Source organism: Bacillus sp. FSL K6-0972, assembly GCF_037976035.1.
Taxonomy (GTDB): domain Bacteria; phylum Bacillota; class Bacilli; order Bacillales; family Bacillaceae; genus Bacillus; species Bacillus haynesii.
On record NZ_CP150260.1, the window covers coordinates 2,564,476 to 2,578,533 of the forward strand.

Below are 14,058 nucleotides of genomic sequence, written 5' to 3' on the forward strand. Positions count from 1 at the left end.
CAGCAGACAGTCTGCTGGTTTTTTGTTATTTTGTTTCACGGTGAATCGTGTGCCTTTTCAGACGCGGAGAATATTTTTTCAATTCCAGGCGATCCGGATTTGTACGTTTGTTTTTTGTCGTAATATAATTGCGGTCCCCTGTTTCGGTACACGCCAATGTAATTTTTACTCTCATGTTGTCCTCCTTATCAAAACGTAATCATTACGCTTTATTATACATCATTTTAGAACTGTGTCAACAAAAAAGCTTCTCGTCCCGCATTTGTCGGAACAAAGAAGCTTCGAACGGCCAATTAAGTTCTTTTAATCTCATGCTCATAAAAGTCAAAAGCTGCCACGGTATCAGGAAAGACCGCTTTTGCTTCATTGACCAGTTCAAGCACATTTTCCCCCTGATATCTTGCACTGATATGGGTTAAAATCAGTTTTTTTGCACAGGCTTCCCGCGCTGTTTCGGCAGCTTGTTCTGAAGTGCTGTGATAATAGTCGCCGGCGAGCTCCCTGTCGCCTTTCGCAAATGTTGCTTCATGGATGAGGACATCAGCTTTTTCAGCAAGCTTCTTCACATTCTCGCACGGCCTCGTATCCCCGGAAAAGGCGACTATCCGCCCTTTTTTTGGCGGTCCGATAAAGTCTGCCCCGTGAATCTTCCGGCCGCCTTCCAATGTGACCGTCTCCCCGTTTTTCAGCTTTTGATAAACAGGGCCCGGCGAGACTCCGATCTCTTTCAGCGCTTCAGCGTCAAGTGCGCCTGGAACATCTTTTTCCTGCACGCGGTACCCAAAAGCGGGAATGCCGTGAGATACGCTTCTGGCCGTCACGATAAACTGGTCATCCTCAAAGACTGTTCCTTCTTCAATCTCCTTAATCACAAGCGGATATGTGACATGCGTCCCCGATACGTCAAGCGCCGTTTCAAGAAACGTTTTGATTCCTTGCGGTCCGTATACGGTCAGCGGGCCTTCGCCTCCCTGGAAAGAGCGGCTGCTGACAAGACCCGGAAGCCCGTATACATGATCGCCGTGAAGGTGGGTAATAAAAATCTTTTCAATTTTTCTAGGCTTGATCGATGTATGTAAAATTTGATGCTGTGTGGCCTCCCCGCAGTCAAACAGCCAAACAGACCGCCTTTCTTCTAAAAGCTTCAATGCAACGGATGTGACATTCCTCGTTTTTGCGGGGATGCCTGCTCCCGTTCCTAAAAATAATAACTCCAATATCCTTTCCTCCTGCTAAAAACTTCATCTATCACAAGCATACAGGAAGTCTGAGAAAAAAGAAACGCCGGCTTCACGCCAGGCTATGCAACTAAATACCCTGCCCGTTTTCAGTAAACTTTTCATACGATTCGATCTCAAATGTTTGCTTTAAGGGATTATTAGCTTTAAAATGAAGAAAATAAACTTAGCTTCGAATAAAGTGAGGTACGTTTAATTGAAAAAAGATCAAATGGAACCAAAAGCAGTTATCGTAATTTTTGGCGCAACAGGGGATTTGGCAAAACGAAAACTATATCCTTCTATCCACAGGCTCTACGAAAACGGACAAATCGGGAATGAATTCGCGGTTGTCGGAGTCGGCAGACGCCCTTGGACAAATGAAGACTTTCGCAGTACCGTACAGCAATCGGTTTCGAAGTTTCCGTTAAACGAAAAGGATGTGGACGAGTTTACATCTCACTTCTACTATCATCCTTTTGATGTTACAAATTCCGGCTCATACCGGGAATTAAACGAACTTATAGAGAAGCTGGAAAGTACATATGATATTCCGAATAACCGGATGTTTTACTTAGCGATGGCCCCTGAATTCTTCGGAACGATTGCAAAGTTCCTAAAATCAGAGGGCGTCACTTCAACAACAGGCTGGTCAAGGCTCGTGATCGAGAAGCCTTTCGGACATGATCTGCCGAGCGCAAAAGACTTGAACCAGGAAATCCGTGAAGCCTTTACAGAAGATCAAATTTATCGGATTGACCATTATCTAGGAAAGCAAATGGTGCAGAACATCGAAGTCATCCGCTTTGCCAACGCGATTTTTGAGCCGCTTTGGACAAACAGATACATCTCGAACATTCAAATTACGTCAAGTGAAGATTTGGGTGTGGAAGACAGAGCGAGATATTATGAAAAATCGGGTGCGCTTAGAGACATGGTTCAAAACCACATTCTTCAAATGGTGGCGCTGCTTGCGATGGAACCGCCGATCAAGCTGAACACGGAAGAGATTCGCAGTGAAAAAGTAAAGGTGCTCAGAGCCCTTCGTCCGATTCAAAAAGACGAAGTCGATCAATTTTTTGTGCGCGGCCAGTATGACGCGGGAGTCGTTGACGAAAAACAGGTACCGGCTTATCGCGATGAACAAAACGTAGCAAAAGATTCGAATACGGAAACGTTTGTTGCCGGCAAACTGCTGATCGACAACTTCAGATGGGCCGGTGTGCCGTTCTACATCCGGACAGGCAAACGGATGCAGAAAAAATCAACGCAAATTGTCGTCCAATTTAAAGACATTCCGATGAATCTGTATTACGGAAACGGCAACACGATGCACCCTAACCTTCTGGTGATTCATATTCAACCGGATGAAGGCATCACCCTTCATCTAAACGCAAGGAAGCTTGGAGGCGGCACTTTTGCCCAGCCGATCAAGCTCGACTACTGCCATAACTGCGGGGACGGCATCAACACGCCTGAAGCTTATGAAAAGCTGATTTTGGACTGTTTGCACGGAGACGCGACAAACTTTGCCCACTGGGATGAAGTTGCGCTTTCCTGGAGTTTTGTTGATGCGATTTCTCAAAACTGGGAGGAAAACAAAACCCTTTCCCCTAACTATCAGGCGGGCTCCATGGGGCCGAAAGCTTCTGATGACCTGCTCGCAAAAGACGGCTTTCATTGGTGGCCGCTTTAATAAAAAAACAGCCTTCACAATTGAAGGCTGTTTTAGATTGTTGACAAAATCCCAAAACGGCTTATAGTTTTGGGATTTTGTCATCCTTTCAGCGTGATTGAAAACCCTTGAAGTCTAGGAAGGCCGAGCATCGGAGCGGACTTTCACAGGAGGTGATGATGGCGGCGTTCAGGCAGGACGCCTGAGCGGTTAGCCGCCGATTCTTCTCCTATTCGTGAGCACCGACGCGCAGGCCTGACAACGAATGCGAGGGTTTGTCGACACGCTGAAACAGCCTTCACAATTGAAGGCTGTTTTTATTTATGCTTTTAAAACCTGCATCTCTTCCGGATGGCTTTTGTCCCGCTTCCACAACAGCTGAAGGACAAACAGCAAAAGGAATATGCCGAGACCGATCATATCGGAATAGCCTTCCGGATAAATCAGCAGGAGACCGCTGGCAGCCGCCAGTATTCTTTCAAACCAGAACACTTTTCTCATCCAGAATCCGATCATGCCCGCGCCGATGGCGATCATGCCGGACAATGCGGTTAAGACCACCCAGAGAATTTCATACCAATGCGCGTCAATCATGAGAAGCTCCGGAGACAGGACGAATATATACGGGATGATAAAAGCGGCAATCGCAAGCTTTGCTGAATTGATCCCCGTTCTAATCGGCTCTCCCCCCGCAACCCCCGCAGCGGCAAATGCTGCCAAAGCAACGGGCGGCGTAATGTCAGCTACGATGCCGAAATAAAAGACGAACAAGTGGGCCGACAGATCAGGAACATTCAGCAAAATCAAGGCTGGCGCTGCAATCGTCGACGTAATCACATAGTTTGCCGTCGTCGGTGACCCCATTCCGAGAACAAGAGCGGCGATCATTGTTAAAAAGAGCGAAGGCAATAATGCGCCTCCTGCCAAATCGAGCAGGCCGTTTGCAAGTTTGAGGCCGAGACCCGTTTTTGTGACGACTCCGACGATGATGCCGGCAGCTGCCGTTGCCGCCGCAACGGAAAGCGCCATTCTCGCTCCTTCCGCGAGAGCCAGCACAATCCCTTTAACACCCATTCGCGTTTCCTTGTTGAACAAACCGACCAGGATCGCCAGAACGATCGAATACAAAGCGGCATGCATGACCGTGATGCCCGACATTAACAAAACGACGACCGAAACGATCGGAAGCAGCAAATATATTTTTTTGAATACTTCCTTGCGGTTCGGCATTTCTTCTTTCGTTAACCCGCGCAGGCCGAGGCGCTTCGCTTCAAAGTGCGTCATGATCCAGATGCCCGTGAAGTACAAAACAGCCGGGATCATCGCGGCTTTCGCGATATCCCAGTACGTAATGCCTCCACCGATGAACTCAACCATTAAAAAGGCGGCGGCTCCCATGATCGGAGGCATCAGCTGTCCGCCGGTAGATGCGGAAGCTTCGACTGCACCGGCAAATTCTTTTTTATAGCCCAGTTTTTTCATCATCGGAATCGTAAACGATCCGGAAGTGACGACATTGGCGACAGAGCTGCCGCTGATCGTACCTTGAAGAGCGCTTGAAAAAATCGCGACTTTTGCCGGTCCGCCCGTGCTTCGTCCGGCGATCGCTACAGCAAGGTCATTAAAATACTGCCCCACTCCTGTCCTGACAAGAAAAGAACCGAACAGGATGAACAGGAAGATGAAAGTCGAGGACACAGCGAGCGGCGTGCCCAGGATCCCTTCCGTCGTAAAATACATCGTCTGAACGAGCCGTTCCAGCGTCAGGCCGTTGTGAGACAAAAAGCCCGGCAGATACGAACCGTAAAGGCCATACAAAAGAAACAGGCCGGCGATGATCGTAATCGGCAGTCCGACAGCCCGTCTCGTCGCTTCCAATACGAGCAGGACAGCCAACAGCCCGACATAAAAGTCAGTTTCCGTGATCAATCCGATCCCGCCTACAATCGTTTCATAATTGGCGACCCAATAAGCGCCGACACCTGCTCCTAACACGGCTAAGATTGCGTCATACCAGGCGACTTTGAATTTGCCGGTCTTCCGCAAACCTTTTGTCGCCGGAAACAGTAAAAAAATCAGACCGAGCGCAAACCCTAAATGAACGGACCTTTGAATTTGAGCCGGAAAAACACCAAAAATGGCTGTGTATAATTGAAACAAAGAAAAAGCGAGCAGGCCGGCAAATGCAATGACCCCTGTTAATCCTTTGAGCTTTCTCGTTCCGGCTTCAGGATCGTATTTCTCCAGCAGTTCCTGCTGATCTTTTTCCGAAAGCTGCTCAGTCATTGATCTTCACTCCCCTCAGTTGTTGCAAGACATTTAGTTTTCGGACACTCATCCTTGTCCATGTGCCGGGACGGATGTACCGCTTTAACTCATGTTCAGCGCCTGAATACTTGATCCTGTGATTCGCCCTCACCCTGCCGATCCGCATATCAATGAACGGAAAAGTTCTCTTCATGTTCGAAATGGTGTAGACGCCGTTTTTGATGACGAGCCTCTCACCTTGTTCTGCGTTTGCGGGCATTCCGACGGCCGGATCATGATAGGTTAGAGCGGTCTGCCGAATCATCCCTTTTTCCCACACATACGATTCGATCACTTCTGTCCGATGGATGGAATGCGTATAGACCACGTCAAAGCTTTTCTTCTTTTGGAGGGGAAGAAAAGCGATGATCTCACCGCTGTCCTCTTTCTCGAACACGACGGCGGTCTGATAAGGAATCAGGCATGCCGCTGCAAAAACGGCAATGATCAGCACCGGCACGAGCCGTTTTACGATTTTAAATTTCCCCATTTTTCCATATCCCCTGCCGAATAGAAAAACGATAGACCGAGGTTTCATTGCAACGGTCTATCGATTGTCCGGGCTTATTCATCGCTCATCTGCCTGCGGTTTTACGATTTTTCTATCCCTTTTTCTTTGAAGTATTTAGCCGCTCCCGGATGAATTTCGATATCCCCCAATCCTTCAAGCGCGGTCTCTGGCTTGATAAACTCTCCTTTAGCATGATTGATTTTATCGGCTTCAAACAGCGCTTTCGTCATTTTATAGACGGTGTCCTCATCCACCTTGTCGGATGCGACGAGCATCGCTTTGACAGCGACCGTGTTCACATCGCTCCCGATGCCGTAAGTTCCTTTTTTGATCGTATCCTCCGCATAGAACGGATACTTTTCCATCAGCTTTTTCTGCTTGTCTTCTTCAATGTTTAAAATTTTGATTTTATTTTGTGCGGAAAGCCCTTCGACAGCGCCTGTAGGCGTTCCAGCCGTGATGAATGCGGCATCGATCGCGCCTGATTGAATGCCGTCGGTTGACTCTTCAAAAGACAGGTTTTGCGGTCTGATGTCGTCAAAAGACATCCCGTGAACCTCCAAAATCTGCTTGGCATTAATGTTAACCCCTGCTCCAGCAGCACCCACGGAAACCGTTTTACCTTTTAAATCCTCAACCGAATGGATCCCGCTTTTTTCCGTTGTCACAATCTGAACAGTTTCAGGATACAGGGCGGCAATCGCCTTGATTCCGTCAATTTTTTCTTTAAACATCTCTTTGCCTTCTATGGCATAAGTGGCAATGTCCGTCTGAGAAAAAGCGACTTCAGCTTCCCCTTTTTGCAGAGTTGCCATGTTTTCAGCAGAAGCACCTGTAGTCTGCGTCGTAAATTTGTCCCCTGTGGCATCCTCCCAAAGGTTTGCAAATTGGCCGCCGAGCGGATAATATGTACCGCCGGTTCCCCCTGTCAGCAGACTATAGCTTTCTGATCCTTTTGACGCAGATCCGCCGTCCTTATTTCCTGATGCATTGTTGCTTCCGCACGCAGCCAATCCCATGACAAGCGTCAGCAGCAATACAATCCATGATAAGCTTTTCCATTTTTTCATTCATTCTCCCCCTTTGCTTGTTGGACAAATAACAATCCTATCGTACCACGAAAAATGTATTAGTTGTCAATATATTCTTTCGTTTCTAATTATTTAGTTAATTTTATGAACAGTTGGTTCTGAATATGCGCACGGCCTCGGAAATTCCCGTCCGCTAAAGCGATGGTAGTCCATGATCCCCTCGGGGGACAAGTGTGCTGAAAGATTGCATGACAAAACAAAAAAACCCGCGGTTATGCAGGTTTTTCATTTCCGAATATGAACGCTGGAAAACACAAACTTATCGTAGCGATGCCTTGCAAAAGAATATTCAAACGGTTCGCCCGTATTTAAAAAAGCGACCTGTTCGACTTCAAGAACCGGATCGTCAGGGGCACATTCCAAATGTTGACGGTCAAGTGCATTCGACTTATCCGCCCTGATCTTCCGGTGCGATCCGGCGATTGTCAGTTTCAGCGTCTCGGTGATGTGCTGGTAAACAGAGCCGTGAAGGACGTCTTCATTTAATTCAGAGATGACATTGGAAGGCATATACGTTTCTTCAATGACATACGGTTCGCCTTCAACCTTTCTGAGCCTGATGATATGATACACCGGAACGGTCTTTTCGATTGACAATTGCTTAGCCACTTCATCTGAAGGGAATTCGACATCAAATTGAATGATGCGGCTTTCGATTTGTTTGTTGGCGAGAAGCTTGGTCAGCCCGAGGTTTTCGCGGTCTGTCACACTGACGGGAAGCTGCTGAATCGATGATTTTACAATGAAGGTGCCGTGTCCGCGCTTGCGGTACAGCATGCCTTCTGACACGAGAATATCGAGGGCTCTTTTCATCGTCATTCTGCTGCAGGAAAATTCCTTGGCGAGAGAAAGTTCATCAGGTATGGGCTGATCAATCGGATAGTATTCTTCCTGAATCCGCCTCCTCATTTCGTTTGAAATATATTCGTATTTTCTCATGTTTTAACCACCATTACTAAGGATTCTGTATGTTGTAACACCTTCTTTATCATTATATCGGTTTTGAAGCGGAAATAAAAAGATGGCCCAACAGACCATCTTTTAGCCCGATTCCTTTCTAAAAACCGTTGTTCTCGGCAACTTTCTTAAACCAGTATCCGCTTTTTTTAATCGTTCGTTCGCCGTTTTTGTCAAGGTTGACAGATACAAATCCGTAGCGGTTTTTATAGGCATTCGTCCATGACCAGTTGTCCATAAAGGTCCAAAGGTGATAGCCTTTGACATTCGCTCCTTCCTGAATGGCTCTGTGCACCCATTTTAAGTGTTCTTTAATAAACGCAATTCTGTAGTCATCGCGGATCATGCCGTCTTCGCCGCGGAAACGCTCTTCTCCTTCAACACCCATTCCGTTCTCAGAAATAAAGCATTCAATATTTCCGTAGTTTTCTTTAACATTCATTAAAATATCATAGATTCCTTTTTCGTATATCTCCCAGCCGCGGTGGCGGTTCATTTTTCGTCCGGGCATTTCATAATGGTCAAAAAACCGTTCCGGCATAAAAATCGCGTCCGGATGAGGCAGGTGCTCCTTCGCTTTCACCCGTCTCGGTTGGTAATAATTGATGCCGAGCAGATCGACAGTGTGATTCCTGATCAGCTCCAAATCTCCTTCTTCCATGACAGGCAAATAGCCTTCTTCTTTTAATATATCTGTTAAAAGCTCCGGAAACTCACCCTTAACGGCGGGATCAAGAAACGATCGGTTAAAGAAAGCGTCGGCTATTTCAGAAGCTCTTACATCTGCCGGGTGCTGGCTTCGCGGGTAGGACGGCGTTAAATTTAAAATAATGCCGATTTTACCGTCGCCTCCGAGTCTGCGGTAAGCTTCTACCGCTTTGGCGTTAGAAAGAATTTCATGGTATGCGACCTGGACGGCCTTTTGAAAGTCGACGATGTTCGGATAGTGAAAATCGTATAAATAGCCGCCTTCTGCAGGAACGATCGGCTCATTGTGGGTAAACCATTTTTTCACGCGGTCCCCGTACAGCCGGAAGCACGTTTCCGCGTATGAAACAAAGTGATCGACGACTTGCCTGTTTTCCCATCCGCCGATCTGCTGGAGTGCAAGTGGCATATCAAAATGATAAAGGTTGACAAAAGGCTCGATACCAGCCGCCAGCAGATCATCGATGACTCGGTTATAAAAGGCGGCCCCTTCCTCGTTCAGCCGGCCTTTTCCTTCAGGAAACAGACGGGCCCACGAAATGGAGAAACGAAAAGAGTGGTGGCCAAGCTCCTTCATCAGCTGAATATCTTCTCTGTAAGTCTCGTAAAAACGCGAGGTCTTCTCAGGGCCTACTCCGTCAAAAAATCGGTTTGGCTCTTTTTCGTACCAGTGATCCCAAATGTTCTTTCCTTTGCCTCCTTCGGCCGCCGCTCCTTCAGTCTGAGTCGCGGAAGCCGCCGACCCCCACCAGAAGCCTTTTGGAAAACGGTATTGAATTTGTTCTAGCTGCAGTTCTGTTTTTGACATGTCATCAATCTCCTTTTAAAGTCCTAGCGTTGTCTGATCTTGTTTCGCTTCATTGATTTCCTGCTCTTTTTTCATATTCATCCGGTCGATGAATTTCAAAAACGGGAACCAGATCATAAAGACAACGGCTAAATTCACAATCTGAAGAATGCCGCCAGCAAGCGAATTGGTCGCCATCATTCCGCTGATAAAAATCGGCACAGTCCAAGGAATCGTGACCCCGGTCGGCGGCGGCACAAGCCCGGATGCCATCGCGAAATACGTAATCAAAGTGACGATCATCGGCGAGATCACCCACGGAATGAAAATAAGCGGGTTCATGACGATCGGCAGGCCGAAAATGATCGGTTCATTTACGTTGAAAATCCCCGGAGCCGCTCCGAGTTTTGCGACCTGCTTCATCTGCTTGCTCCTCATAAACAGCAGGATGGCAATAATCACGGCCAGGGTCATACCGGTTCCGCCCATTCCGACGGTGTAAACTTCCATAAACTGCTTATTGATAATATGCGGGACTTCTCCTGTTGCAGTATAGCTATTCAAATTTTCGATCGAAAGCGTATTCCAGATCGGATCCATAACGGAGTTGATGATAATTTGTCCGTGGAGTCCGAAAAACCAGAGAAGCTGAGTAAAAAATATGGCAATCAAGGTCGGAATGATACCGCTTCCAAGACCGACAAGCGGAGCCTGCACCAGGTTGTATATTAAATCGTGCATATTCGTATTGAACGCTTGGGTTACAAGGATATTGATCACCAAGTAGACGGACAAGGTCATCACCGCCGGAATCAGCGCGGCAAAAGATTTTGCTACAGCAGGCGGAACGCCGGCAGGCATTTTAATCGTATAGTTTTTCTGGACAAAAAATCTGAAAATCTCAGCGGATGTAAAGGCGGTAATCATTCCGAGGAACATCCCTTTCGCACCGAGCCTGTCAATCGGGATGACGTTCGGAATCACTTCCCCTCCTTCGCCGTTTAATACAAACGGAGTCAGCAGAAGGAACGATGCCAAAGCGACGACTCCTCCAAAAACCGCTTCGACTTCATAAGTTTTGGACAAATAATACCCGATCCCGAATACGACGAAAACGGACATGATGCTGATCGTTGCGCTCGGCGCTATGCTTAAAGCCGACTGGAACGTTTCAATCGCGGATTTGCTCATCATTTTATTGAGAAACGGCAAATTGGTTAAAACGACAATGATCGATCCGAAAATGGTGAGCGGAAAAGCCAGCATAAATGCATCCCTCAGCACGCCTAAATACCGGTTATTATTCAGCTTCCCGGCAATCGGCACCAAGAGGTTGCTCAATTTTTCAAACATGGTCTCTTATCCCCCTTCGATTTTGCCATGCAGTGCGAATCATAGATTTTTCTCTTTGAACAATTCCAATAATTCAGAAACGAGTTCCTTCATCGTGAGCGTCGACATCAAATGGTCCTCCGCATGCAAGAGCAGCAAAGAGAACTCATTTTTTTCCCCGCCCGCTTCTTTTTGGATCATTTGAAAATGAATATCGTGGGACTGCTGCAAATCGCCTTCTGCCTGGTGTAGCAGCTCCTCTGCTTTCTGAACGCTGCCGGCACGGTATTCCCTGATGGACTGAATGACTTTGCTGCGGGCGTTTCCGCTGTGAAGAATGAGCTGAAAGCAAACTTGTTCGCCTGTTAATTCATCGAGTTTTAATTTATCCATCATCATCAATCAATCCTCGATCAAGCTGAGCGCCTGTTCATAAGCTTTCTTTCCATCAGCCATTCCGTAAGCCATCATATCAATCACATCAACCTTAATACCGTACTGTTCGGCTTCCTTCTGCAGCTCGCCTTTTAAAAAGCTCATTTGCGGGCCGATGAGAACAACATTTGCCTCTGCCATCTCTTTTCTTGCCTGGTCCTGTCCGACCGCCCAAATTTTTGCCTCGTCACCGATTGAATGCGCGTATTCCAGCATCTTGGTAACCAGGAGACTTGTCGACATTCCAGAGCTGCATGCGAGTAAAATTTTCTTCATGGTGATCTCCTCCTTTATTAAAAGCGCTTTCACACAACTATTATTATATCTTTTTATTTTTAAATGTCTAGACATTTAAAAATAAATGTATGTATTTATTTCGAATAATAAAAAACCCCTCTTCTTTCAAGAGGGGTTCTCTAACAAATTATCGAGCGTATTTCTTGAACAGCTGAACTGCTTCTTTAGGCACGTAGAAGGATCCGTTGCTTTCAACAATGACGCTGTCTAATTCGTATTCCTTCCCGTTGATTCTGATGATGTTTTTGTTCACCGGCATTTCAGCTTTTGCTTTTTTGCGCGATGCGACAAGAACTGGGTTAGCCGGATCTTTTTGATCGATCGTTACGCTCGCTCCGGCTTTTTTAAACGCCTGTTTTGCTTCGATAAATAATTCGTTTGTTAATTTGTCTAAGTTGAAGCCCATTGCTTTTGCCATCGTTTTGGCGATGTCGGTATTATTGACGAGACCCTGCGGCTTTTCAGGACCGTACGAATACAGAAAGACGTCTTCACCCGTATGACCGCCTGTAGTGAATCCGATATTGGCCCGGTTGCTAAGCAGCTTGGTGAATAATGAAGCCGCTTCTTTTTTGTTTTTCACGCTTTTCAGCTGTTCCTTCTCTGCCGGCGTTAAATCATCAAGGCCGTAAAGCTTTGCCGCTTCTTCGATATTCGATAAGTCGTCTTTTAATTTGCCAGTTGCGCCTTCCACCGTCATTTTAGCCTTTTTCAACGGATCGATATAGGCTGATACCGGCGTTGTGTCATAGCCTTTAGTCGTATTGCTGTTGCCAATGGAGATGCCGCTGTTGCCATGGTCTGAGACGGCAATAACCATTGTATGTTTATCTTTTTTAGCGAAATCAAGCGCTTCTTTCACCGCGTTATCAAACGCCAATACATCGCTGATCATGCCGATCGGATCGTTTTGGTGCGCTGCCCAATCCGGCTTGCTTCCTTCCACAAATAAAAAGAAACCGTCTTTGTCTTTAGAAAGCGTCTGAATCGATTTTTTCGTCATCTCCGCAATAGTTGGCTGCTCTGGATGCGTTGCGCGGCGGTCCATATCATACGCGAGATCGCGCTGTGAGAAGGCGCCCCAGATTTTTTTCGATTTTGACTTGAGGAGTTGATCTTTCGTCTCAACGAAATCGTACTTTTTATCTTTGAGCACTTTTACAAGGTCTTCACCGTCTTTGCGGCTTTTATCCTTTGTACCCGGTTGAAGCGATTCTTTTCCTCCGCCAAGGACAACGTCCATGTTTTGATAAACCTGCTGTTCACCGAGCACTTCAAAATTATTGCGATCTTTATGATGACCGGAATAACCGGCAGGTGTGGCATGCTGAATTTCAGATGTGGCAATGATGCCGGTTGCTTTTCCCTTCTGTTTGGCGCCTTCCAGCACGTTTGCTACAGGCCGGTAATGATCTTTTTTACTGACCTTCTCGACACCTGGTGTATTCACCTGTGAAGGCAGCACGCCGATATAGGAAGAATTTGATTTTCGTCCTGTTGCCATCGCAGTTGCTGCAGGTGCAGAATCAGTGATCGCCGATTCTGCCGAATGCGTCCGGACACCGCCGCTGACAATCTGGTCCATCGCGAGCGGTTCACCCTTATACCAGCGTGCCAACGTTGTTGCAGAAGAGCTTGTTCCATCCATGACCATCATGATCACGTTTTTGACTTTCGGTTCTTCCTTTTTTTTCGCTGTTTCCATTGCCGCACTGCCTGTTCCCGCTGATCCTAAAGCGACTGCGCCTGCCAGTGTAATGCCGACGATTCTGTTGCGTAAAAAACCCATTCTTATGTACTCCCTCCATAACCGCTTTTTGTTGACAAACCTACACTATCATTGCTATGTAAACAGCACTTTTGCTTTCTATTAATCTTATGTAAATTTTTTTGGGCATATGATGAAAAGAAGGCATCCCGCCTTCTTTTCATCCTTTTCCCGCTTGGAATCCCGGGTATTTCGTCATCCCGCCGTCCACATACAACGTCAGGCCCGTCACATAGCTTGCTTCTTCGGATGCAAGCCAGGCCGCGCAAGCTGCGACTTCCTCAGGCTTTCCGATATACCCCATCGGAATCAATTCAACAACGCCTTTTTTCAATTCGGGATCTGCGAATTTTTCGGCGTTAATCGGCGTATCGATCGCACCGGGTCCGATCGCGTTTACCCGAATTCCTTTCGGGGCATATTCAAGGGCTAGGGTTTCTGTCAGCAGTTTTGCCCCGCCCTTACTTGCCGCATAATGGACAAAATGCGGCCATGGGATTTGCTGATGGACGCTCGACATATTGATGACCGAGCCTTTAATATTATGGTCGAGCATATAGCCGATCGCTTCCCGGCACCCTAAAAACATTCCCGTCAAATTGGTTGATATGACGCGGTTCCAATCTTCCAGAGACAAATCCTCGGAAGGTACTTCATTTTCCACCCCGGCGTTGTTCACCATCACATCAACGGAACCGAATGAATCAACAGCCTGACTGATCAGCGCTTTTACATCGTCTTCTTTTGAGACATCCCCTTGAACGGCAATCGCGCGCGCTCCGCTGCTTTCTATTTTCTTCACCGTCTCTTCGGGATTTTCTTCTTCCTTGAAATAATTGATCACTACATTGGCTTTTTCAGCACCGAAGCGCAGTGCCATCGCTTTTCCAAGACCTGTACCCGCCCCTGTGATAACGACCGTTTTTCCCTCTAAACTTGGATACATGGGTTGATTCCTCCTTATTGAAACTCT

At 47.0% G+C, this 14,058-nt stretch carries 13 protein-coding genes; 1 reads left to right on the plus strand and 12 read right to left on the minus strand.

Annotated features, from left to right (window positions below):
- Nucleotides 1-25: 25 nt before the first annotated feature.
- Entirely contained in the window at nucleotides 26-175 is a 150-nt protein-coding gene (gene rpmG / locus MKX80_RS12760; RefSeq protein ID WP_003183271.1) for a 50S ribosomal protein L33, read from the minus strand.
- A gap of 118 nt (nucleotides 176-293) precedes the next feature.
- Entirely contained in the window at nucleotides 294-1,217 is a 924-nt protein-coding gene (gene rnz, locus MKX80_RS12765) for a ribonuclease Z (RefSeq protein WP_234111951.1), read from the minus strand.
- A gap of 232 nt (nucleotides 1,218-1,449) precedes the next feature.
- Between rnz and zwf the strand changes: the two genes are divergently transcribed.
- Nucleotides 1,450-2,913 carry a glucose-6-phosphate dehydrogenase gene (zwf, locus tag MKX80_RS12770; protein ID WP_154994581.1) on the plus strand — a complete coding sequence of 488 codons (1,464 nt, stop codon included), beginning with the start codon at nucleotides 1,450-1,452 and terminating at the stop codon, nucleotides 2,911-2,913.
- A gap of 300 nt (nucleotides 2,914-3,213) precedes the next feature.
- Here the strand turns inward: zwf and MKX80_RS12775 are convergent, their stop codons facing one another.
- From MKX80_RS12775 to MKX80_RS12820, 10 genes are all read right to left on the minus strand, one after another.
- Nucleotides 3,214-5,178, minus strand: coding sequence for a TRAP transporter permease (locus tag MKX80_RS12775; protein WP_182070415.1), 1,965 nt, complete (start codon nucleotides 5,176-5,178; stop codon nucleotides 3,214-3,216).
- Nucleotides 5,171-5,689, minus strand: a complete 519-nt coding sequence (locus MKX80_RS12780) for a DUF1850 domain-containing protein (protein WP_154994553.1) — start codon at nucleotides 5,687-5,689, stop codon at nucleotides 5,171-5,173. The genes MKX80_RS12775 and MKX80_RS12780 overlap by 8 nt, the downstream gene beginning before the upstream one ends.
- 101 nt (nucleotides 5,690-5,790) lie before the next feature.
- Entirely contained in the window at nucleotides 5,791-6,780 is a 990-nt protein-coding gene (locus tag MKX80_RS12785; protein ID WP_234111953.1) for a TAXI family TRAP transporter solute-binding subunit, read from the minus strand.
- 246 nt (nucleotides 6,781-7,026) lie between these two features.
- The gene (locus MKX80_RS12790) at nucleotides 7,027-7,740 is read right to left on the minus strand and encodes a GntR family transcriptional regulator (RefSeq protein ID WP_154994557.1); all 714 of its coding nucleotides are present in this window, start codon (nucleotides 7,738-7,740) and stop codon (nucleotides 7,027-7,029) included.
- 118 nt (nucleotides 7,741-7,858) lie between these two features.
- Nucleotides 7,859-9,274, minus strand: coding sequence for a glycoside hydrolase family 1 protein (locus MKX80_RS12795; protein ID WP_234111954.1), 1,416 nt, complete (start codon nucleotides 9,272-9,274; stop codon nucleotides 7,859-7,861).
- Nucleotides 9,275-9,289: 15 nt separating this feature from the next.
- Complete coding sequence (gene celB, locus MKX80_RS12800) at nucleotides 9,290-10,606, minus strand: PTS cellobiose transporter subunit IIC (protein WP_268343061.1); 1,317 nt, start codon at nucleotides 10,604-10,606, stop codon at nucleotides 9,290-9,292.
- A 39-nt stretch (nucleotides 10,607-10,645) separates the two neighbouring features.
- On the minus strand, nucleotides 10,646-10,978 hold the full coding sequence (locus MKX80_RS12805) for a PTS lactose/cellobiose transporter subunit IIA (protein WP_154994563.1): 333 nt from the start codon (nucleotides 10,976-10,978) through the stop codon (nucleotides 10,646-10,648).
- Nucleotides 10,979-10,987: 9 nt separating this feature from the next.
- Entirely contained in the window at nucleotides 10,988-11,296 is a 309-nt protein-coding gene (locus MKX80_RS12810; RefSeq protein ID WP_154994565.1) for a PTS sugar transporter subunit IIB, read from the minus strand.
- A 148-nt stretch (nucleotides 11,297-11,444) separates the two neighbouring features.
- The gene (locus MKX80_RS12815) at nucleotides 11,445-13,106 is read right to left on the minus strand and encodes an alkaline phosphatase (RefSeq protein WP_234111955.1); all 1,662 of its coding nucleotides are present in this window, start codon (nucleotides 13,104-13,106) and stop codon (nucleotides 11,445-11,447) included.
- 139 nt (nucleotides 13,107-13,245) lie between these two features.
- Entirely contained in the window at nucleotides 13,246-14,031 is a 786-nt protein-coding gene (locus MKX80_RS12820; RefSeq protein WP_154994569.1) for an SDR family oxidoreductase, read from the minus strand.
- Between the last annotated feature and the right edge of the window lie 27 nt (nucleotides 14,032-14,058).